The following is a 21429-nucleotide window of genomic DNA, read 5'->3' as shown; positions in this document are numbered from 1 at the left end:
GCCGCGCATGGAGACGTCATGATCGCCCTGTCGCTCGCCGAGATCGCAACCATCACGGGCGGTGATCTGCACCCCGCCGACCCCGACACAGCAGACACCGTCGTGCACGGCGTGGTCGACACCGATTCGCGGAAGATGAGCGCCGGTGGCATCTTCGTCGCGAAGCCCGGTGCGGAGACCGACGGTCATCGGTTCGTCGGAGCAGCCGTCGAGAACGGCGCCGGCCTCGCCCTCGTCGAGCACCTGGTCGACGACGCCGTCTCGCAGATCGTCGTCGCCGACGTCGTGGATGCACTCGCCGCCCTCGCCTCCGCGGTCGTCGCGCGCGTGCGCGCCGGCGGGATGCTGAAGATCGTCGGCATCACCGGATCCAACGGCAAGACCACGACGAAGAACTTCCTCGCCCGCATCCTGGAACCCGCCGGAGAGACCGTCGCGCCGATCGACTCGTACAACAACGAGGTCGGTGCCCCGGTGACCATGCTGCGCGTCACCGAGAACACCCGGTTCCTGGTGAGCGAGTTCGGCGCCGCCGCGCCAGGGAGCATCGCCCGTCTCGCCGGACTCGTCGAGCCCGATCTCGCCGTGATCCTCATGGTCGGCATGGCGCACGCCGGCGGATTCGGCGGAATCGAGGAGACCGCGAAGGCGAAGGCGGAGCTCATCACGGCATCCCGCCCCGGCGGTGTCGCAGTGCTCAACATCGACGACCCCCGGGTGGCGGCCATGCGCGAGACGGCCGAGCGCCGCGGCATGACCGTCATGGGCTTCGGGCAGAGCGCCGGCGCCGACGTACGAGCATCCGACGTCCATGTCGAGGCTTCCGGGACGCGCGCGACGATCACCGCAGGCGGCGAGTCGCAGCCCTTGCGCCTGAAGGTGCTCGGCGCGCACCACATCGGTAACGCATTGGCGGCGATCACCGCGGCCGGTGTGCTCGGCGTCACGCTCGCCGATGCCATCGCACGGCTCGAGTCCGTCGAGGTCGCCGAGCGCTGGCGGATGCAGCCGATGGGCAACGACCATGTCCGCATCATCAACGACGCGTACAACGCCAGCCCCGATTCCATGGCTGCGGCCCTCCGCACGCTCGCGCAGATCACCGGTCCCGACGAGCGCACTGTCGCCGTCCTCGGCGCAATGAGCGAGCTGGGCGAGAACGCGGGGGAGGAGCACGATCGGATCGGTCTGCTCGCGGTCCGGCTCAACATCCGTCGTATCGTCGTTGTCGGCGCCGAGGCGCGACGCCTGTACCTCGCGGCCGTCGGCGAAGGCTCCTGGGACAGTGAGGCGGTGCATCTGCCCGATCAGGACGCCGCGTTCGAGTACCTCCGCACCGAACTCCGCGAGGGAGACCGAGTGCTTGTGAAATCATCCAACTCCGTGGGGCTGCGGCATCTCGGCGATCGTCTGGGAGAATTGTTCTCGTGAGATCACTCCTCATGGCGGCGGCGATATCGCTCGCCTTCAATCTCTTCCTGACTCCCGTCTTCCTCCGGCTGTTCCGCCGGTGGGGCTGGGGGCAGGTCATCCGCACCCCCGAGGACATCGCCAACCCGAGTCACGAGGCCAAGCGCGGCACGCCGACCATGGGCGGCGTCATCTTCATCGTCGGTACGATCGTCGGCTACTTCGCCGGCGTCATCGCCGGCGGCAGCACTCCAGCGCTGTCGGCCATCCTCGTGCTGTGGCTGATGGTGGGCTTCGGTGCGGTCGGATTCATCGACGACTTCATGAAGGTGCGTTCGCAGCGCAGTCTCGGGCTCTCCGGCTGGCGGAAGGTGATCGGCCAGCTCCTGGTGATGGTGCCGTTCGGCATCGTGGCGCTGAACTTCCCGAACCAGTACGAGCAGACACCCGCGAGCGGCTACATCTCGCTGTTCCGCGACATAACCTGGCTGAACCTGTTCGCCTTCGGGGTCGTGATCGGATGGATCGTCTACCTGATCTGGATAGCAGTGATCGGCATCGCGACGTCGAACAGCGTCAACCTCACGGACGGCCTTGACGGGCTTGCGGCGGGCGCCGGCGTCTTCGTCGTCAGCGCCTACAGCCTCATCGCGTTCTGGCAGTTCAAGCAGTCCTGCGTCGGAACCGGCGTCGAAGGAGACGCGCTCGATGCCTGCTACCAGGTGCGGGATCCGTTCAGCCTCGCGATCGTCGCGGCATCGTTCGCCGCCGGTCTCGTCGGGTTCCTGTGGTGGAACGCCCCCAAGGCCAAGGTGTTCATGGGCGATGTCGGCTCCATGGCGATCGGCGGCGTCATCACCGCCATGGCGATCCTCACCCGCACCGAACTGCTGCTTTTCGTGATCGCCGGCATCTTCGTGCTGTCTTCCGGCTCGGTGATCCTGCAGCGCACCTACTTCAAGGTCACGCGCGGAAAACGGCTGTTCCTGATGAGCCCGTTCCATCACCATCTCGAGATGCGGGGCTGGCCCGAGGTCACGATCGTCGTGCGCCTCTGGATCATCGCCGGCCTCCTCGCGGTTTCCGCGATCGGGCTGTTCTACGTCGAATGGCTCACCCTGATATGACCGCAAGACTGGATGGCCTCACCAGTTGGCACGCCGACTGGAAGGGCCTGCGGGTGGCCGTCCTCGGACTGTCCGTGACCGGGTTCTCCGCCGCCGACACGCTCACCGAGCTCGGCGCCGACGTCCTCGTCCTCTCCGAATCCGCCTCGGAGGAGTACGAGAGGCTCGTGCCCGTCATCGGCGCTCGTCTCGTGCTCGGCTCCCTAGACTCGGCGCCGGACGAGCTCCTCGAGTTCGCCCCGGACGTCATCGTCGCATCCCCGGGATTCGCGCCGTCGCACCCGCTCATCCGCTGGACGCAGGATGCCGGCATCGCGCTGTGGGGTGACGTCGAACTCGCCTGGCGCGTGCGCGACAAGGTCGTGCGCGCAGACGGCACGCCGGCGGACTGGGTGCTGATCACCGGCACGAACGGCAAGACCACCACGACGCAGCTCACCGCGAGCCTGCTCGTCGAGGGCGGGCTGCGAGCTGCGCCGTGCGGCAACATCGGCATCCCCGTGCTGGATGCGGTGCGCGATCCCGCCGGGTTCGACGTGCTCGTCGTCGAGCTCTCCAGCCATCAGCTCTGGTACATCGGCCGCAGCCAACCCGCCGGTCAGCTCGTGCCCCACTCGTCCATCTGCCTAAACCTCGCCGACGACCATCTCGTGTGGCACGGCAGTGCCAGCGCATATCGTGAGGCGAAATCGTATGTGTACCGCAACACGCGTATCGCCTGCGTCTACAACAAGGCCGACGAGGCGACGCGCGCGATGGTGGAGGATGCCGATGTCATCGAGGGCGCGCGTGCCATCGGGTTCGACCTCGGCGTCCCCGGTCCCAGCGACCTCGGCGTCGTCGACGGCATCCTCGCGGATCGCGCCTTCCTCGACGACCGCCGCAACAGCGCACTCGAACTGACGACGATCGCCGACCTCGAACGGGTCGGGCTCGCCGCGCCTCACGTCGTGCAGAACATCCTCGCCGCCAGCGCGCTGGCGCGTGCCCTCGGCACGCGGCCGGAGGCGATCCGGAGCGCGTTGGAGACCTTCCGTCTCGATGAGCACCGGATCCAGGTCATCGCACGGCACGGCGGCATCACCTGGGTCGATGATTCCAAGGCCACCAACCCGCACGCCGCAGCCTCCTCCCTGCAGGCCTACCCGGGCGCCGTATGGGTCGTCGGCGGCGACCTGAAGGGCGTCGATCTGTCGGATCTGATCGCGGATGCCGGGCGCACGGCCAGCGCTGCACTGGTGATCGGCGCCTCCCGCACCGAAGTCGTCTCGGCATTCGCACGACACGCGCCCGAGGTGCAGGTGTATGAGGTCGCCACTGGCGAGACTGAAGAGGTCATGACTCGCGTGGTGGAACTCGCCGCGGGAATCGCCACCGACGGGGGCACGGTTCTGCTGGCTCCTGCAGCGGCATCCTTCGATCAGTTCGCCGGCTACGCGGATCGGGGCCGCCGTTTCGCCGACGCGGTGCGCACATGGATCGACAGGGGGAGCACCGATGACACAGGTGGCTCGCCCGTCGAACCCTGAGTCCAGGGGACTCGCCGCCCGCGTCTCGCTGGGACGCATCTTCACACCGCCCTCGAACGAGTTCATGCTCATCGCATCCACTGCGGTGCTGCTGACGGTGTTCGGTCTGATCATGGTCATCTCCGCGACCAGCGCGACCGAGTCCGGTGTCATGGACACGGCGCTCAAGCAGGGCATGTTCGCTGCTGTCGGCCTGCCGCTGATGTTCCTGGCCAGCCGCCTCCCGATCTCCTTCCTGAAGAAGCTGGCGTGGCCGGCGCTCGTCGGTGCGACTGCCATGCAGCTGCTCGTGTTCACCCCGCTCGGCATCGATGACGCCGGAAACCGGAACTGGATCAGGGTCGCCGGGTTCACGATGCAGCCGTCCGAGTTCCTCAAACTCGCGCTGGCGCTGTGGATCGCCTACGTGCTGCTGCGCAAGCGCACCCGGCTCGCCATCTGGCACCACGTGTTCATTCCGGTGATCCCGGTGTCGCTGCTCGCGATCGGCACGGTCATCGCGGGAAACGACCTCGGCACCGCGATGGTGCTCGTGCTGATCCTGCTCGGCTGCCTGTTCTTCTCCGGCGTGAAGCTGCGGCTGTTCATCCTGCCGGTACTGCTGGGCGTGGTGGGCGTCATCGCCCTCGCCGTCGTGAGTCCCGACCGGATGCGGCGCATCACGGCGGTCTGCTCCGACATGAGCAATTACGAGCACGACTGCTACCAGTCCATCCACGCCGTCTGGGGCATGGCCAACGGCGGCATCTTCGGACTGGGCCTCGGCAACTCGCAGGAGAAGTACGGCTGGCTTCCCGCGGCGGCGAACGACTTCATCTTCGCGATCGTGGGGGAGGAGCTCGGCCTCATCGGATGCGTCGTCGTGCTCGCCCTGTTCACGTTCTTCGCCGTGGGCGCGTTCCACGTCATGCGCAAGACCGACGACCCGTTCATCCGCGTCGCCACGGGCGGCATCACCGTGTGGATCCTCGGCCAGGCGCTCATCAACATCGGCGTCGTGATCGGAATCTTCCCCGTCATGGGCGTCCCGCTGCCGTTCATGTCGCAGGGCGGTACGGCCCTGCTGTCGGTGCTGCTCGCGTGCGGAGTCCTGCTGGCCTTCGCGCGCACGATTCCTCAAGCGGAGCGGGGTAAGGTCGCGAGGTGACCTCGTACCTCCTCGCCGGCGGCGGCACCGCCGGCCATGTGAATCCGCTGCTCGCCGTCGCCGACGGACTCCGCGACCGGGAGCCCGGAGACGACGTGCTCGTCCTCGGCACGAAGGAGGGCCTCGAGGCGCGCCTGGTGCCGGAGCGCGGCTACGAACTGCTGATCGTCGACAAGGTGCCGTTCCCGCGGCGACCGAACGCGCAGGCGCTCGCGTTTCCGCGCAGGTTCGGGCGGGCCGTGACGCAGGTCCGCCGACACATCCGCGAGCACGATGTGGATGTGGTGGTGGGCTTCGGCGGCTACGCGTCCGCCCCGGCGTACGTCGCCGCCCGTCGCGAGAAGGTGCCCTTCGTGGTGCATGAGGCCAATGCGAGGCCAGGGCTCGCCAACCGGCTCGGCGCGGGCAGCGCCGCCGGGATCGGCGTCGCCTTCGCCGGAACGCCGCTGAAGAACAGCGAGGTCGTGGGCATGCCGCTGCGCCGCGAGATCGTCGATCTCGACCGCGCCGCGCGGCGCGCCGACGCCGCTGAGGAATTCGGGCTGGATGCTGCGCGCCCCGTGCTGCTCGTCTTCGGCGGGTCGCTCGGCGCCCAGCGGCTCAACGAGGCGCTGGCGGACTCCTGGGCGGACGTGCTCGCCGCCGGCTGGCAGCTGCTGCACGTCACGGGGGAGCGCAGCGACCTCGCCGACCCCGAGGTGCCCGGATACGCGATGCGCCGGTACGTCAACCGCATGGACCTCGCGTTCGCACTGGCCGACCTGATCGTCTCCCGTGCCGGTTCCGCGACTGTCAGCGAGATCAGTGCCCTCGGCATCCCCGCCGTATACGTGCCGTACGCGGTCGGCAACGGCGAGCAGCGTCTGAACGCCGCATCCGCGGTGGCGGCCGGCGCCGCCTTCCTGCTCGAGGACGGGACGTTCAAAGGCGACACGGTCCGCGAACGGATCATCCCCCTCCTGGGCGACCGGGACCGCATCGCGGCCATGGCCGCCGCGGCGGAGAACGTCGGCACCCGCACCGGCACCGAGAATGTCATCGCGATGATCGACCGCGCGCTCAGCGCGGGTCGCTGATGCTCGCGAATTAGGATGGATGCGACATGATCAGACCTGACCTCTCGCTCCCGATCCCGGAGTCCATCACCGCCGCCCACTTCATCGGAATCGGCGGCTCCGGCATGAGCGGACTGGCGAAGATGTTCCTGGACGCCGGCATCCGCGTGTCCGGTTCCGACCGCTCGGACAGTGACAATCTGCGCGCACTCGCGGCCGCGGGAGCGATCGTGCACGTCGGGCACGACGCGGCCCACCTCGGCGATGCCGACACAGTCGTGCACACCGGAGCGATCTGGCCCGAGAACCCGGAGTTCGTCACCGCCAAGGAGCGCGGTCTGCACGTCATCCATCGCTCGCAGGCGCTGCACTGGCTGATCGGAGGCCGCCGGCTCGTCTCGGTCGCCGGAGCCCACGGCAAGACCACATCGACCGGGATGATCGTCACCGCGCTGCAGGCGCTCGGTGCCGACCCGAACTTCGTCAACGGCGGCGTGATCGAGCAGCTCGGAGCCTCGAGCGCGTCGGGTGCCGGCGACCTGTTCGTCGTCGAAGCGGACGAATCGGACGGCACGTTCCTGCTCTACGACACCGCGATCGCGCTGATCACGAACGTCGACCCCGATCACCTCGACCACTACGGCTCCGATGACGCGTTCCACGACGCGTTCATCCGATTCGCGGATGCCGCGCGCGATGCCGTCGTGATCTCGAGCGACGACCCCGGAGCGCTCAGGGTCAAGGCCGGGCTGTCGCACGGGAAGGTCATCACCTTCGGCCGTGCAGCAGACGCCGACGTGCGTCTCAGCGAGATCTCGACCTCCGGGCCCGTCGCGGCGACCGTCACCCACGCGGGGCGAACCGCACACATGCAGCTGGCCGTGCCAGGAGAGCACAACGCGATCAACGCCGCCGGCGCCGTCGCCGTGCTGCTCGCGCTAGGGCACGGCCTCGAGGAGTCTGTGCACGCGGTCGAGGGGTTCGCCGGCACCGTGCGTCGCTTCGAGCTGCACGGCGTCGAGCGCGGCGTGAGCGTCTTCGACGACTACGCACACCATCCCACCGAAGTGAAGGCCGCTCTCGAGGCGGCGCGCGGCGTCGTCGGCGCCGGGCGCATCATCGCGATCCAGCAGCCGCACACCTATTCGCGCACGCAGCACATGTACCGCGAGTTCGCCGACGTGCTCGAGACCTACGCCGACCACACCGTCATGCTCGACGTGTACGGCGCGCGCGAGGACCCGGTTCCCGGCGTCACCGGTGAGCTCGTCAGCGGCGCTTTCGCCGATCAGGGCCACGTGCACTACGTCCCCGACTGGCAGCAGGCGGCCGACTATGCCGCGTCCATCGCGCGCGAGGGCGATTTTCTGATCACGCTCGGGTGCGGCAACGTGTATCTGATCATCCCGCAGGTGCTCGAGTCGCTGCGGCAGAGCGCGGCGCCGCGTCCGAGCGCCGGAGACTGAGCGATGCGTCGCCCTGGGCCGCTTCCACCGACGCCGGAGGAGACCGAGCCCGTACAGGCTCAGACAGGACGTCGCCGTGCGGTCGACGAGTGGCGCGACCCGGTCGAACTGCACGGCACCGACTCCGAGCAGGCTGCAGCGGCGGATGATCGCCCCGGTGAGCCGGAGAGCCTCGACGGCCTCACGGCGCGTGACGTGTGGCGCGCGGCCCGCGCCCGCCGCAAGCGCCTGCGTGCTGAGATCCGCCGGTTCACACAGCGATCGCGTCGTCGACGGCTGATCTGGCTCGGCGCGCTGGGCGCGCTCGTCCTCCTCGTCGGAGGGAGTGTGGTCGCCGCCTACAGCCCCCTGTTCGCCGTCGAGAAGATCACGGTGGCGGGTGCGTCGTCGCTCGACCCGGCGACGGTCGAGGCCGCGCTTGCGGGGCAGATCGGCACGCCGCTCGCGCTCGTCGACGAGAGCGAGATCAAGGCGGCCCTGGTGGCGTTCCCGCTGATCGAGACCTACGCGCTCGAGGCCAGGCCGCCCCACGATCTCACCGTGCGCATCGTCGAGCGCACCCCTGTCGGAGTCATCGAGTCGGACGCCGGATACACCCTGGTCGACGCGGCGGGAGTCGCTCTCTCGACGACGGCGGAGCAGCCCCCGGGTCAGCCGGTGCTGCACGTCGAGGGCGGCATCGAGTCGGATGCATTCGAGTCGGTCGGGCTCGTCGTCCGGTCAGTCCCCGCCGACGTACGGGACGGGCTGGTCGAGGTCACGGCGAGCACCGTGGACGATGTCACGCTGCGACTCGGGAGCGGACTGACCGTGGTGTGGGGGAGTGCGGAGGAGTCCGTCGAGAAGGCGCGCACTCTCGTCGCCGCCATGGCTGCGAATCCCGGCGCGAACAAGATCGACGTGTCCTCTCCCGACGTCGTCGTCGCCGGCTGAACGCCTTTCCGCACCGAAACAGCCGACACGCCCGTGTCGCTGCGTCCGCACGCCGAAACGACGCATACCTTCGATCAAGAGAACGCAATACCGGGAAATACTTTACACCTCTAGTTGAGGTTTAAGGTTCACATTCTTTCCAGGCTCGACATATCGGAGGCCGGCCATGAGCCAGAACCAGAACTACCTCGCCGTGATCAAGGTCGTCGGCGTCGGCGGTGGCGGCGTCAACGCCGTCAATCGCATGATCGAACTCGGCCTGCGCGGCGTCGAGTTCATCGCCGTCAACACCGACGCCCAGGCGCTTCTCATGAGCGATGCCGACGTCAAGCTCGACGTGGGCCGCGAGCTCACCCGCGGACTCGGCGCAGGTGCCGACCCTGAGGTCGGGCGCCGTGCAGCTGAAGACCACGCCGAGGAGATCGAACAGGCCCTCACCGGCGCCGACATGGTCTTCGTCACCGCCGGTGAGGGCGGCGGCACCGGCACCGGCGGCGCCCCCGTCGTCGCGCGGATCGCGAAGTCGATCGGCGCATTGACGATCGGTGTCGTCACCAAGCCGTTCTCGTTCGAGGGCCGCCGTCGTCAGAGCCAGGCCGAGGCGGGTGTCTCGAAGCTCAAGGAAGAGGTCGACACCCTCATTGTCGTCCCGAACGACCGGTTGCTGGAGATCAGCGACCGCGGCATCTCGATGATCGAGGCGTTCGCCACCGCAGACCAGGTGCTCCTGGCCGGCGTGCAGGGCATCACCGACCTCATCACCACGCCCGGTCTCATCAACCTCGACTTCGCCGACGTCAAGTCGGTCATGCAGGGCGCGGGATCCGCACTCATGGGCATCGGCTCCGCCCGCGGCGCCGACCGTGCGATCAAGGCCGCAGAGCTCGCTGTGGAGTCGCCGCTGCTCGAGGCATCCATCGAGGGCGCGCACGGCGTGCTGCTGTCGATCCAGGGTGGCTCGAACCTCGGGATCTTCGAGATCCACGACGCAGCCGACCTCGTCAAGGAGGCCGCGCACCCCGAGGCGAACATCATCTTCGGAACCGTCATCGACGACACGCTCGGCGACGAGGTGCGCGTCACGGTCATCGCCGCCGGCTTCGACAACGGCGAGCCCTCGCTGCGCCTGGACCCGATGGTCGTCTCGCGCCCCGAGCCGGCCACGCTGCCCGAGGTCACGCTGTCGGACGACGAGTCCGAGGCTCCGAAGGCCGCCGACCCGGTGGAGGCCAAGCCCGCGCCACGCGCGCCGGCGACGAGCCTCGAGCCGGCGTTCGCCGACGACGACATCGACATCCCCGAGTTCCTGAAGTAACCCGAGGACTCCCGCTGTGACAGACCTCGCCGCGCGGCTATCCGCGATCGACGCGCAGATCGCGGACGCCGCGCGGGCCGCGGGTCGGGATGCCGGCGAGATCACGCGCATCGTCGTCACGAAGTTCCATCCGGCGCAGCTCGTACGCGAGTTGCACGCGCTCGGTGTCCGGGACGTCGGTGAGAACCGGCAGCAGGAGCTCACTGCTAAGCACGGTGAGGCCGAGCTCGATGGGCTGCGCTGGCATTTCATCGGCCAGGCGCAGACCAACAAGGCCGGCGCGATCAGGCGCAGTGCAGATGCCGTGCACTCGGTCGACAGGATCAAACTCGCCGACGCGCTGCACCGCGCTGCGGAGGACGGCGGCGTGCTCGACGTCCTGGTGCAGGTGAACCTCACCGAAGATCTCGGACGCGGAGGCGCCGCGCCCGGGGAAGCGGAGCAGCTCGCCGAGCACATCCTCGCCCTGCCGTCACTGCGACTGCGCGGGGTCATGGGTGTCGCGCCGCTCGATGAGGACCCGGCATCCGCGTTCGCGCGGTTGCGCGGGGTCGCCGATGCCATCCGCCGGGTCGAACCGGACGCCACCTGGATCTCCGCCGGCATGACCGGCGACTTCGCCGAAGCGATCGCGGCCGGCGCGACACACCTGCGGATCGGCTCGGCAATCACGGGACCCCGGCCTGACCGGGGTTAACCTCGAAACAGATCAGCCCACGTCGAACACGGAGGACACGATGGGAAACCCGCTGAAGAAGACCATGGTGTACCTGGGCCTTGCCGACGAGGAAGAGGCCTACGAGGAGCAGGCCGCTCCGACGCCGACACGCGCGCACCGCGAACGCGACCGCGACCGCGGTGGCGATCAGGATGAGGCCGCCCCCGCCCCCGTGACGCCGCTGCGTCGTCCTGTGGCGGTGCGTCAGCCTTCCGCGGGCGCTGTGAACGAGATCCTCACCGTGCACCCCAAGCAGTACCGCGACGCCCAGCTGATCGCTGAGAGCTTCCGCGAGGGCGTGCCGGTGATCATCAACCTGTCGCAGATGAGCGATGCCGACGCGCGCCGCCTGATCGACTTCGCCAGCGGTCTGTCGCTCGGGCTGTACGGACGGATCGAGCGTGTCACCAGCAAGGTGTTCCTGCTCTCGCCCGAGAACATCGCCGTCTCAGGGCACGGGGGCATCGCGCACGCAGACCCGGAGTCTGCGGCCTTCGACCAGTCCTGAACCGCAGAGCCTTCTCGAAGTCGTGGCAGTCGTCTCCTGGATCGCATCGATCGTTCACCTGATCCTGCTGATCTACATCTTCGTGCTGTTCGCGCGACTCATTCTCGATTACATACCGCTGTTCAACCGCGGCTGGCGCCCCAAGGGCGCCGGTCTGATCGCGGCTGAGGTCGTCTACACGGTCACCGACCCGCCCATCAAGCTGTTCCGGCGCTTCATTCCTCCACTGCGCATCGGAACGCTCTCCTTGGATTTCGGGTTCACGTTCACGATGCTGGCCGTGCTGATCCTGATGGCGATCGTGAGGCAGTTCATCTGATCGGGGGCTATGCTTGCTCGAGGTGCGCGCCCCGGGTACGCGCCACATCAATACCGAGCCATGCTTCAGACACTGGCAACAGAACTCATCGAAAGAGGAGCCGAGAAAATGGCACTGACCCCGGATGACGTCGTCACCAAGCAGTTCCAGCACGTCCGATTCAAGGACGGCTTCGACCCGGACGAGGTGGACGACTTCCTCGACGAGATCGTCGTCGAGTGGCGCAAGGCCCTCGAGGAGAACGCCGCGCTGAAGGCGAAGCTCGCCGCATACGAGTCGGGTGAGAAGCCCTTCGCTGAATCCAAGCCAGCCGAGCAGGCTCCCGTCGTCGACGAGGTGCCCGCACCGGTCGCAGCCACTCCAGCACCCTCTGTCGAGGCTCCGGACGCCGCAGGTTCCACCTCTGCCACCGCCGGCATCATCGAACTTGCGCAGCGCCTGCACGACGAGCACGTCGCCGAGGGCGAGACGAAGAAGAAGCAGCTCATCACCGAGGCCGAGGCCGAGGTCGACCGCATTCGCACCGAGGCTCAGGCCAAGCAGCGCGAGGAGTCGGCTCGTCTCGAGCGCGAGCGCAACACGCTCGAGGCTCGCATCACCGAGCTCCGCAACTTCGAGCGCGACTACCGCACGCAGCTCCGCGGCTACATCGAGGGCCAGCTGCGCGACCTCGACGAGAAGTCGGCCACGACGGACTCGACGCCGGTCTCCGCGATCGGTCTGTAGGTCAGCTCTTTGCCTGAACGTCGCCCGCTTCGCCGGTCGGCGGCCGGCATCCTTGTCGCGGTCCTCGCGGCAGTGGTGCTGGCCGCCGATCAGTTTGTGAAGTACCTCACGATCGAGAACCTGCCGCTGCACGAGGTGGTGCCGGTGCTCGGTGAGTTCCTGCAGCTGTACTACATCCGCAACTCCGGGGCGGCATTCTCTCTGGGCAGCGAAGTGACGTGGATCTTCACGATCGCTCTCACCGTCGTCGCCTGCATCATCATCTGGAAGGCGTTCGACCTGCGCTCCAGGCTCTGGGCGGTCGTGCTCGGGTGCCTGCTCGGCGGGGTCCTCGGGAACCTCACGGATCGTCTGCTCCGCGAACCCGGTTTCGCCGTCGGTCACGTGGTCGACATGATCTCGATGCCCTGGATGATGCCCGCGATCTTCAACGTCGCCGACATCTTCATCGTGTGCGGCATGATCACGGTCGCACTGCTGGTGGTCCTCGGCATCCGATTCGACGGCACGCGCGAGAAGGACCACGTCGAGTCCGACGACGCCGGAGCACCGGACATCGAGCACGGGGCCGTCGAGAAGGGCGCCTGATCGTGGAGTCACGATCACTGCCCGTGCCTGACGGGCTCGACGGGGCACGCGTCGATTCGGCGCTCGCGAAGATGCTCGGTTTCTCGCGAACGTTCGCGACCGAGGTGATCGCGGCGGGCGGCGCACGGCTCGACGGCGTCGTCCTCGACAAGTCCGACCGGCTGCGCAGCGGGGGCTGGCTCGATGTCGAATGGCAGCCGAAAGAAGGCCCCGCCATCGTCCCGATCGAAGTACCCGAGCTCGGCATCGTCCACGACGACGATGACATCGTGGTGATCGACAAGCCGACAGGGGTCGCTGCCCACCCCTCGGTCGGCTGGGAGGGCCCGACCGTCCTCGGCGCACTCGCCGGAGCGGGCTTCCGGATCGCCACCAGCGGCGCTGCCGAACGCGCCGGCATAGTGCACCGGCTCGACGTCGGCACCAGCGGCCTCATGGTCGTCGCCAAGACGGAATCGGCGTACACGGCCCTCAAGCGCGCTTTCAAGGAGCGCACGGTCGAGAAGGTGTATCACGCGGTGGTGCAGGGGCATCCTGACCCGCTCGCAGGGACCATCGACGCGCCGATCGGGCGGCATCCGAACCACTCGTGGAAGTTCGCGGTGGTCCCGGACGGCAAGCCATCGGTGACGCACTACGAGACGCTCGAGGCGTTCCCTGGCGCCTCCCTCCTGGAGATCCATCTCGAGACAGGACGCACCCACCAGATCCGCGTCCACATGGCGGCGCACCGGCATCCCTGCGTCGGCGACCCGCTCTACGGCGCGGACCCGACGATGTCGGCGAGGCTCGGGCTCACCCGGCAGTGGCTGCACGCGCACCGGCTCGGGTTCACGCACCCGGCGACGGGGGAGTGGGTGGAGTTCGAGTCGGACTACCCCGCCGACTTCGTGCACGTCCTCGAGCTGCTCCGCGGCGACTGAGCCCGCGTCACAGCGCGCTGTCGCGCGAGGCGGCGACGGTCGCATCGAGCGTGCGCACAAGGAGGGCGACGAGTTCGGCGTCGTCAGCCAGGTCATCGGCGGCGACGCTGACGAAGACCTCCTCGGCGAACGCGACCCAGGCGCGCAGCGCCATCCGTACCGCCCGCGTGTCGACGATCCCGAGCTCTCCGAATGCCACTCTGAGATGCTCCGCGTTGAGCTCGCGTGACTCGTCCACCAGGGCGCGCACGGTGGGGTCGCTGCTGGCGACGCCCCGCACGAGCGACAGGAACGTGCCGCGATGATCGCGCACGAAGATCGCGAATCGTCGCAGTGTGTCATCGATGCGCTCGCGCGGCGGGAGATCGGCGCGCGGTGCCGTCGCGTGCAGGAGACTGTCGCGTGCTGTGGTCACCACGGCACGATGCATCCCCTGCTTGGACTCGAAGTAGTGGAACGCGAGCGCGCGGGAGACGCCGGCGCGGCGAGCCAGTTCGTCCATCGTGAGCTCGTCCAGCGGGTGGTCGGCGAGGAAGTTCACCCCGATGGCCATCAGCTGCGTGCGACGGTCCTCCGGCGTGAGACGACTGCGACGCTCCTCCGGCATGCGCTCAGCCTATCGAGTGGGCAGGGCTACCCATATTGACTAGAAGTCAATGAGGGCTATGCTCGAACACGGCCGCCGACGACGACGGCCCGACATAGGAGGATCGATGAAGTTCCCGTCACTCACGAAGTCCCACGCCGGTCGCGTCACGCTCGCAGCGGTACCCGTTGGCGTCGTCGCCGCGCTGCTCCTCGGCGGCGTCGCGCAGGGGCAGGTCCCGGTCTCCTTCGCCGTGTCGGGAAGCCAGTTCCAGATCTCCGCCAGTCAGCTCGAGGGCACCGGGTTCTCGCAGTACGCGGGCGTCGCTACCGACTCCGAGGGCGGCGAGCACACCGTCGCGATCGCGAACATCAAGAGCGCGACGCTCAGCGACCTGTGCCAGTCGGTGATCACCGAGACGCCGCTCGGCACCGTCGGCGTCCTCATCAAGGCGGGCGGGGGCGACAACCCTGCGAGCGCCAGCGACCTGCAGATCGGGATGACGGGACTTGCGGGCGATGCGTCGTTCGGGAACATCAGGATCGGCGTCGACGCGTCGACCGTGCAGACCGACGCCAAGGGCACCGGCGGCGACTTCGCCCAGGATGCCGACACCGTCTCCATCGCGAACCTCCAGCAGACCGCGTGGAGCACGCAGGCTTCGGTGTTCACGCTGACCGGCATGACGCTCGAGCTGACCGACGGATCGACCCCGTGCTTCTGACGGAGAGCGTCGACGTGCCCGTGTCTCGCCGGAACGCTCGCAGCCGATGGCGGCGCTTCGCGGCGTGGCGCCGCAACCGCCCGTTCGTCGGAGGGCTGCTGCTCGCCGTGTCCGGTGTCGAGATGTTCTTCTCCGGCCAGCTGGACATCGGCCATCTGCGCGTGCAATTGGGCATCGAAGGGCTGCAGGCGACGATCATCCCGATCGCGCTGCTGCTGCTGGGCGTTCTCGCCATCACGATGCCCGCTCACCACGTGTTCTACGGGGTGCTCTCCCTGGCTGTGGGCCTCTACGCGCTGGTCGGCGTCAATCTCGGCGGGTTCCTGCTCGGCACGATCATCGCGTGCGTCGGCGGCGTGCTCGTGGTCGCATGGATGACCCCCGAGGCGCGAGCGGAGTCGAAGGCGCGTCGCGGGTCGCGACAGGAGGCGCCGACGGAGGAGTCCGGGTGACGTCGCGTCGCCTGCGCGCAGGTGCCGTCATCGCCGCGCTGCTCATCACGGCGCCGCTCATCGTGAACGCCGCTCCGTCGCCGCGTCCCGCCGGCTTCTGCGACTCGTTCCTGTCGTTCCTGTGCCCGAAGGATGACCCGGCGCCGGGGAAGACCACGACTCCGCCAGCTACAGACGCCCCGGAGGTCCCCGGTGTGGTTGATGAGTTGATCCCGGATGCCGAGACGCCTGCGGACCCGGGCGAGGCAGACTCCGCACCCGATGAGACGCCGGTGCCGGCGCCCGTCGACGACGGCGCGCCGATCTTCACGGGCACACCGGCATCGATGCGCTCCGGAGGGCTGTCGTTCACCGGGCTGCAGGGCATCAGCATCGTCAGCGTGCCGACAGTGGACGGCGGCAGCGTCCGCGCACTCAAGATCAGCGCGGACTCCATCACGATCAGCGGCTTCTCGCTCACCGTCCGCCCGCACGACGGGCCGGGACTGGTGACCACGGCCGACACGATGTCGCTGAAGGGGAACGTCTCGGTGTACCTCGGATCGGTCTCGGCGTCTTCGATGGGCGGCGAGCCGCTCACGCTCGGCACCGACACCCCACCGTCCCTGGACCTGATCGAGCCGGGGCTGCTCGATGTGACCATGGGCTTGGTCGGCAGCACGGCCGATTCCATCTCCTACTCGAACACCGACCAGAACATCGTCGAGGCGGACGCAGGGTGACGCGGTGGCGGATGCCAGTGGCATCCGCCACACTGTCGGCATGAGCATCGAGGTGCGGCCCGCGACAGTCTTCGAGGATGTCGCGACGCTCGTCGGCCCCAAGAAACCGACGTCGAACGTGTGCTTCTGCCTGAGCTACCGGATCGGGTCGAAGGAGAACAACGCACTGCGCGGGCCGCAGCGAGCCGAACGCATGCGGCAGTTGTGTCACCAGGACCCGCCGCCCGGCGTGATCGCCTACCTGGATGACGAACCGGTCGGCTGGGCGGCGCTGCAGCCGCGGCGGAACACGAGCTTCGCGAACAATCGACGGATCCCGCGTATCGACGATCTCGACGTGTGGTCGCTATGGTGCGTCCGCGTGCGCCCCGGGTTCCGCAAGCAGGGGATCACGCACGAGTTGGTCGCCGGAGCCGTCGCCTATGCGAGAGAGTGCGGCGCGCCCGCCGTGGAGTCGTACCCGGTGGACAACCGTGGCGAGAAGGTCGACATGACGATGGCGTACGTCGGCACGAAATCACTGTTCGAGAACGCCGGATTCACGCAGGCATCCGAGACCGACTCCGTACTCAACGGGTTCGCGAGAGTGCTCATGCGACTTGATCTGCGGTGACGCCGGAAGCCGGTGTCCGGACCCCGACGTAGACTCGATCTCGTGGCATCCGACTCCTTCGTACACCTGCACGTGCACAGCGAATACTCGATGCTGGACGGTGCCGCGAAGATCAACGCGATGACCCAGGCGGCCGCCGATTACGGCATGCCCGCCATCGCGGTGACCGACCACGGCAACACCTTCGCAGCGTTCGAGTTCTACAACGCCGCCAAGAACGCCGGGGTGAAGCCGATCATCGGGCTCGAGGCCTACGTGACCCCCGGCACGCACCGCAGCGACAAGTCCCGGGTGGCCTGGGGATCCCCCGATCAGAAGAGCGACGACGTCTCCGGTTCCGGTGCTTATACCCACACGACGATGTGGAGTCAGAGCACCGAGGGCATGCACAATCTGTTCCGGCTGAGTTCGCTGTCGAGCATTGAGGGGTACTACTTCAAGCCCCGCATGGACCGAGAGCTGCTGCAGAAGTACAGCAAGGGCCTCATCGCGACCACCGGCTGCCCCTCCGGCGAGATCCAGACGCGCCTGCGACTCGGCCAGTACGACGCCGCGCGCGCGGCGGCCGCGGAGTTCCAGGACATCTTCGGCAAGGAGAACTACTTCACCGAGATCATGGACCACGGTCTGTCCATCGAGCGGCGCGTGATCTCCGACCTGCTGAAGATCTCGAAGGATCTGAACATCCCGCTGGTGGCGACCAACGACTCGCACTACACGCATCAGCACGAGGCCGACGCGCATGCGGCGCTGCTGTGCGTGCAGTCCGGCTCGACCATGGACGACCCGAACCGGTTCAAGTTCGACGGCGACGGCTACTACATCAAGACCGCGCAGGAGATGCGCCAGATGTTCCGCGACCATCCGGAGGCGTGCGACAACACCCTCCTGATCGCCGAGCGCTGCGAGGTCGAGTTCAACACCTCGGCGAACTACATGCCGCGCTTCCCCGTGCCCGACGGCGAGACCGAGGACAGCTGGCTCATCAAGGAGGTCGAGACGGGGCTGCACTACCGGTACCCGAACGGCATCCCCGACAGGGTGCGCAAGCAGGCCGAGTACGAGACCGGCATCATCCTGCAGATGGGGTTCCCCGGCTACTTCCTCGTGGTCGCCGACTTCATCAACTGGGCCAAGGACAACGGCATCCGCGTCGGTCCGGGGCGTGGCTCCGGTGCGGGATCCATGGTCGCGTACGCCATGAAGATCACCGACCTCGACCCGCTCGAGCACGGCCTCATCTTCGAGCGCTTCCTGAACCCCGACCGCGTGTCGATGCCCGACTTCGACGTCGACTTCGACGACCGTCGCCGCGGCGAGGTCATCGACTACGTCACCGCGAAGTACGGCTCCGAGCGCGTCGCGCAGATCGTGACCTACGGCACGATCAAGTCCAAGCAGGCGCTGAAGGATGCCGGGCGTGTGCTCGGATTCCCGTTCAGCATGGGGGAGCGTCTGACCAAGGCCATGCCGCCTCCCGTCATGGGCAAGGACATGCCGCTGGACGGCATGTTCGACTCCGCGCATCCGCGCTACAAGGAGGCCAGCGAGTTCCGCACGCTCATCGAGACGGATCCGGAGGCGAAGACGGTCTTCGACCGCGCGCTGGGCCTCGAGGGACTGAAGCGCCAGTGGGGTGTGCACGCAGCCGGCGTGATCATGTCGTCCGAGCCGCTGCTCGACATCATCCCGATCATGAAGCGCGAGCAGGACGGCCAGATCGTCACGCAGTTCGATTACCCGTCGTGCGAGACACTCGGACTGATCAAGATGGACTTCCTCGGCCTGCGGAACCTCACGATCATCTCCGACGCGCTCGACAACATCCGCATGAACCGCGACGAAGAGGTCGACCTCGAGCACCTCGAACTCGATGACCGCCCAGCGTACGACCTGCTCTCCCGCGGCGACTCGCTCGGCGTGTTCCAGCTCGACGGCGGACCGATGCGGTCGCTCATGCGCCTGATGAAGCCCGACAACTTCGGTGACATCTCGGCCCTCATCGCCCTGTACCGACCCGGCCCCATGGGGGCGAACTCGCACACCAACTACGCGCTCCGCAAGAACGGGCTGCAGCCGATCACACCGATCCACCCCGAACTCGAAGAGCCCCTCAAGGACATCCTCGACGAGTCCTACGGCCTGATCATCTATCAGGAGCAGGTGATGGCGATCGCGCAGAAGGTCGCCGGCTTCAGCCTCGGTCAGGCCGACATCCTCCGGCGCGCGATGGGCAAGAAGAAGAAGTCCGAGCTCGACAAGCAGTACGCGGGCTTCCAGGCCGGCATGCACGCCAACGGGTTCGGCGACGGCGCGGTCAAGGCGCTGTGGGACATTCTGCTGCCGTTCTCCGATTACGCCTTCAACAAGGCGCACTCGGCCGCGTACGGACTCGTCTCGTACTGGACCGCGTACCTCAAGGCGCATTACCCGGCTGAGTACATGGCGGCGCTGCTGACGAGCGTCGGCGACTCCAAGGACAAGATGGCGATCTACCTCAACGAGTGCCGTCGCATGGGGATCAAGGTGCTGCCGCCTGACGTCCGCGAGTCGATCAACTTCTTCGCCGCAGTCGGCGAGGACATCCGCTTCGGCCTCGGTGCCGTCCGGAACGTGGGCAGCAACGTCGTCGACGGCATCATCGAGGCTCGCGAGAAGGAGAACTTCTCCTCCTTCCACGACTTCCTCAAGAAGGTGCCGCTGCACGTCTCGAACAAGCGGACGGTCGAATCGCTGATCAAAGCGGGGGCGTTCGATTCGATGGGCGACACCCGCAGAGCTCTGATGGAGATCCATGAGGATGCCACGGAAGCCGCCGTCGACCAGAAGCGCAACGAAGCCCAGGGGGCGATCGGGTTCGACTTCGACAGCCTGTACGTCGCGCACGAGGACGCCCCGCCGGCGAAGGTGCCGGAGCGACCCGAATGGGTGAAGAAGGACAAGCTCGCGTTCGAGCGCGAGATGCTCGGGCTGTACGTCTCCGACCACCCGCTGGCCGGGCTCGAGGTCCCGCTCGCGAAACATGCCTCGATCTCGATCCACAATCTCCTCGCGTCGGAAGATCTGCAGGACGGCGACCAGGTCACGGTCGCCGGGCTGGTGACGAGCGTGCAGCACCGGGTCGCCAAGGCCAGCGGAAACCCGTACGGCATGATCACCGTCGAGGACTTCAACGGCGAGGTCACCGTGATGTTCATGGGCAAGACCTACACCGAGTTCCAGCACACGCTTCAGCAGGATGCCATCCTCGCTGTGCGCGGACGAGTGTCCCGCCGCGACGACGGGCTAAACCTGCACGCGCAGTCCGCGTTCTCACCGGATGTCGGCTCCTTCGACACCGCCGGTCCGCTGTCGCTCGTGCTCGCCGAGCAGCGCGCCACGGAGCACGTCATGAACGAGCTCGCCGACGTTCTGCGCCGGCACAACGGTGACACCGAGGTGGTGCTGCGAGTGCACCGCGGACAGACGGCGAAGGTGTTCGATGTGCCCATGCCGGTGAAGGTGTCCGCCGACCTGTTCGGCGACCTCAAGTCCCTGCTGGGCCCTGCCTGCCTCGGGTAGGGTAGGGACACATGAGCACGGACATACCGGATGAGTCCTTCACGCAAGAGCCCTTCACCGAAGAGGACGGCGTCCTCTACGAAGAAGAAGTCGCGCCTCAGCACGGTGTCCTCGGATTCACCGTCCGCGAACTGCTGATCGTCGCCGCCTGGCTGGTCGTGTTCGTCACGTCGTTCTTCCCGATCGGGTGGAGTCCGGCTCTGTGGACGCAGGGCATCGCCTGGATCCTGCCGCTCGGGGTGCCGACGGTCGCCGTCTTCCTCATCGTCCTCCGCCGGTTCTCGCCGGAGGGGATCCGCCGGGTCGGCTCGCTGGGCATCGATCAGTTCGCATCCGTGGCTTTCTCAGTCGCCGCCGTCTGGTGGATCCAGCAGCTCTGGCAGTACGTCGCAGCGATGGCCCAGACCGGCACCTCGCTGAACGTCTGGGTGCCGTGGGTGCAGGTGGTCGTCCTGCTGATGCTGGTGGTGCTCACGGTCTGCGCGCCGATCATCCCGGGCCTGCGCGACGACTTCCGCGGGCGCCTGGTCACGCTCGCACATCGCAACGCGAATCCGGTGCGTCCGGTCGTCGCCCGTCCCCAGCCGGAGCGCGTGGTCGCCGCTCCTGCTGCGGCAGACGAGGCACTGGCTGCCATCGAAGACGAGTTCGTGGATGACACGACGCACGACGCCGAGCAGCCGGGATTCGGCGAGAGCATGCCGCTGACCGGGCACGCCTCGGGCGGAGCGCTCGGCACCGCACCCGAGCTCGACGAAGACTACGTCCCCGGTTACGTCCGCTCATCGCGCGGCGGCGACGAAACCGACGAGGCGCTCGGTCAGCCGTTCTGGGTGCTCGCCCCCACCGAGCGCGACGTGTTCGACGAGGCCGGTGAAGCGCTCTTCCGCGTCGGGCCAGAGGCCTGGGTCCTCGTGATCGAGGATCGCGGCGGCGCCTACCTGGTGCGCCACGACGACGGACGCGTCGGCTACCTGCACGACATCGCAGACATCACGAGAGGCTGA

General features: G+C 67.6%; 21 protein-coding genes. 20 read left to right on the top strand and 1 reads right to left on the bottom strand.

Annotation, left to right across the window (positions count from 1 at the left end; all coding sequences use genetic code 11):
* Nucleotides 1-18: 18 nt before the first annotated feature.
* The 14 genes from IM776_RS10075 (at nt 19) to IM776_RS10010 (ending at nt 13764) form a co-directional block, all read left to right on the top strand.
* Nucleotides 19-1431, top strand: coding sequence for a UDP-N-acetylmuramoyl-tripeptide--D-alanyl-D-alanine ligase (locus IM776_RS10075; protein WP_194419932.1), 1413 nt, complete (start codon nt 19-21; stop codon nt 1429-1431).
* A complete protein-coding gene (gene mraY, locus IM776_RS10070) occupies nt 1428-2537 on the top strand; it encodes a phospho-N-acetylmuramoyl-pentapeptide-transferase (RefSeq protein WP_194419931.1) in 1110 nt (369 codons plus the stop codon). The genes IM776_RS10075 and mraY overlap by 4 nt, the downstream gene beginning before the upstream one ends.
* Nucleotides 2534-4066: a UDP-N-acetylmuramoyl-L-alanine--D-glutamate ligase gene (murD, locus tag IM776_RS10065; protein ID WP_194419930.1), complete on the top strand. Its 1533-nt coding sequence runs from the start codon at nt 2534-2536 to the stop codon at nt 4064-4066. The genes mraY and murD overlap by 4 nt, the downstream gene beginning before the upstream one ends.
* Nucleotides 4035-5213, top strand: a complete 1179-nt coding sequence (gene ftsW, locus IM776_RS10060; RefSeq protein WP_194419929.1) for a putative lipid II flippase FtsW — start codon at nt 4035-4037, stop codon at nt 5211-5213. Before murD ends, ftsW begins: the two co-directional genes overlap by 32 nt.
* Nucleotides 5210-6289, top strand: coding sequence for a UDP-N-acetylglucosamine--N-acetylmuramyl-(pentapeptide) pyrophosphoryl-undecaprenol N-acetylglucosamine transferase (locus IM776_RS10055; RefSeq protein WP_194419928.1), 1080 nt, complete (start codon nt 5210-5212; stop codon nt 6287-6289). Before ftsW ends, IM776_RS10055 begins: the two co-directional genes overlap by 4 nt.
* Nucleotides 6290-6315: 26 nt before the next feature.
* On the top strand, nt 6316-7734 hold the full coding sequence (gene murC, locus IM776_RS10050; RefSeq protein ID WP_194419927.1) for a UDP-N-acetylmuramate--L-alanine ligase: 1419 nt from the start codon (nt 6316-6318) through the stop codon (nt 7732-7734).
* A gap of 3 nt (nt 7735-7737) precedes the next feature.
* Complete coding sequence (locus IM776_RS10045) at nt 7738-8667, top strand: cell division protein FtsQ/DivIB (RefSeq protein ID WP_194419926.1); 930 nt, start codon at nt 7738-7740, stop codon at nt 8665-8667.
* Nucleotides 8668-8833: 166 nt separating this feature from the next.
* The gene (gene ftsZ / locus IM776_RS10040; protein WP_194419925.1) at nt 8834-9982 is read left to right on the top strand and encodes a cell division protein FtsZ; all 1149 of its coding nucleotides are present in this window, start codon (nt 8834-8836) and stop codon (nt 9980-9982) included.
* 16 nt (nt 9983-9998) lie between these two features.
* Nucleotides 9999-10679: a YggS family pyridoxal phosphate-dependent enzyme gene (locus IM776_RS10035; RefSeq protein WP_194419924.1), complete on the top strand. Its 681-nt coding sequence runs from the start codon at nt 9999-10001 to the stop codon at nt 10677-10679.
* 40 nt (nt 10680-10719) lie between these two features.
* Complete coding sequence (locus IM776_RS10030) at nt 10720-11208, top strand: cell division protein SepF (protein WP_194419923.1); 489 nt, start codon at nt 10720-10722, stop codon at nt 11206-11208.
* A gap of 22 nt (nt 11209-11230) precedes the next feature.
* Nucleotides 11231-11527, top strand: coding sequence for a YggT family protein (locus IM776_RS10025; RefSeq protein ID WP_194419922.1), 297 nt, complete (start codon nt 11231-11233; stop codon nt 11525-11527).
* Between the two features lie 108 nt (nt 11528-11635).
* Nucleotides 11636-12253 (top strand): DivIVA domain-containing protein, encoded by a 618-nt coding sequence (locus tag IM776_RS10020; RefSeq protein ID WP_194419921.1) that lies wholly within the window; start codon nt 11636-11638, stop codon nt 12251-12253.
* 9 nt (nt 12254-12262) lie between these two features.
* Nucleotides 12263-12841: a signal peptidase II gene (gene lspA / locus IM776_RS10015; protein ID WP_194419920.1), complete on the top strand. Its 579-nt coding sequence runs from the start codon at nt 12263-12265 to the stop codon at nt 12839-12841.
* Nucleotides 12842-12843: 2 nt separating this feature from the next.
* Nucleotides 12844-13764, top strand: coding sequence for an RluA family pseudouridine synthase (locus tag IM776_RS10010; protein WP_194419919.1), 921 nt, complete (start codon nt 12844-12846; stop codon nt 13762-13764).
* A gap of 7 nt (nt 13765-13771) precedes the next feature.
* On the opposite strand, the gene IM776_RS10005 is transcribed toward IM776_RS10010, so the two are convergent.
* On the bottom strand, nt 13772-14371 hold the full coding sequence (locus IM776_RS10005; RefSeq protein ID WP_194419918.1) for a TetR/AcrR family transcriptional regulator: 600 nt from the start codon (nt 14369-14371) through the stop codon (nt 13772-13774).
* A gap of 106 nt (nt 14372-14477) precedes the next feature.
* Here IM776_RS10005 and IM776_RS10000 point away from each other — a divergent pair, with 106 nt between their 5' ends.
* The 6 genes from IM776_RS10000 (at nt 14478) to IM776_RS09975 (ending at nt 21429) form a co-directional block, all read left to right on the top strand.
* Complete coding sequence (locus tag IM776_RS10000; protein WP_194419917.1) at nt 14478-15074, top strand: DUF6230 family protein; 597 nt, start codon at nt 14478-14480, stop codon at nt 15072-15074.
* Entirely contained in the window at nt 15065-15526 is a 462-nt protein-coding gene (locus IM776_RS09995; protein WP_194419916.1) for a DUF6114 domain-containing protein, read from the top strand. The genes IM776_RS10000 and IM776_RS09995 overlap by 10 nt, the downstream gene beginning before the upstream one ends.
* Nucleotides 15523-16248 carry a hypothetical protein gene (locus IM776_RS09990; protein ID WP_194419915.1) on the top strand — a complete coding sequence of 242 codons (726 nt, stop codon included), beginning with the start codon at nt 15523-15525 and terminating at the stop codon, nt 16246-16248. Before IM776_RS09995 ends, IM776_RS09990 begins: the two co-directional genes overlap by 4 nt.
* A 40-nt stretch (nt 16249-16288) precedes the next feature.
* Nucleotides 16289-16861 (top strand): GNAT family N-acetyltransferase, encoded by a 573-nt coding sequence (locus IM776_RS09985; RefSeq protein ID WP_194419914.1) that lies wholly within the window; start codon nt 16289-16291, stop codon nt 16859-16861.
* Between the two features lie 90 nt (nt 16862-16951).
* Nucleotides 16952-20422, top strand: coding sequence for a DNA polymerase III subunit alpha (dnaE, locus tag IM776_RS09980; RefSeq protein WP_422730947.1), 3471 nt, complete (start codon nt 16952-16954; stop codon nt 20420-20422).
* A gap of 11 nt (nt 20423-20433) precedes the next feature.
* Nucleotides 20434-21429, top strand: coding sequence for a hypothetical protein (locus IM776_RS09975; RefSeq protein WP_194419912.1), 996 nt, complete (start codon nt 20434-20436; stop codon nt 21427-21429).

Origin of the sequence: Microbacterium abyssi (assembly GCF_015277895.1) — a bacterium.
In the GTDB taxonomy this organism is placed as follows: domain Bacteria; phylum Actinomycetota; class Actinomycetes; order Actinomycetales; family Microbacteriaceae; genus Microbacterium; species Microbacterium abyssi.
Note: the sequence above shows the minus strand (reverse complement) of the source record. Positions and strands in the feature narration are given on the sequence as shown.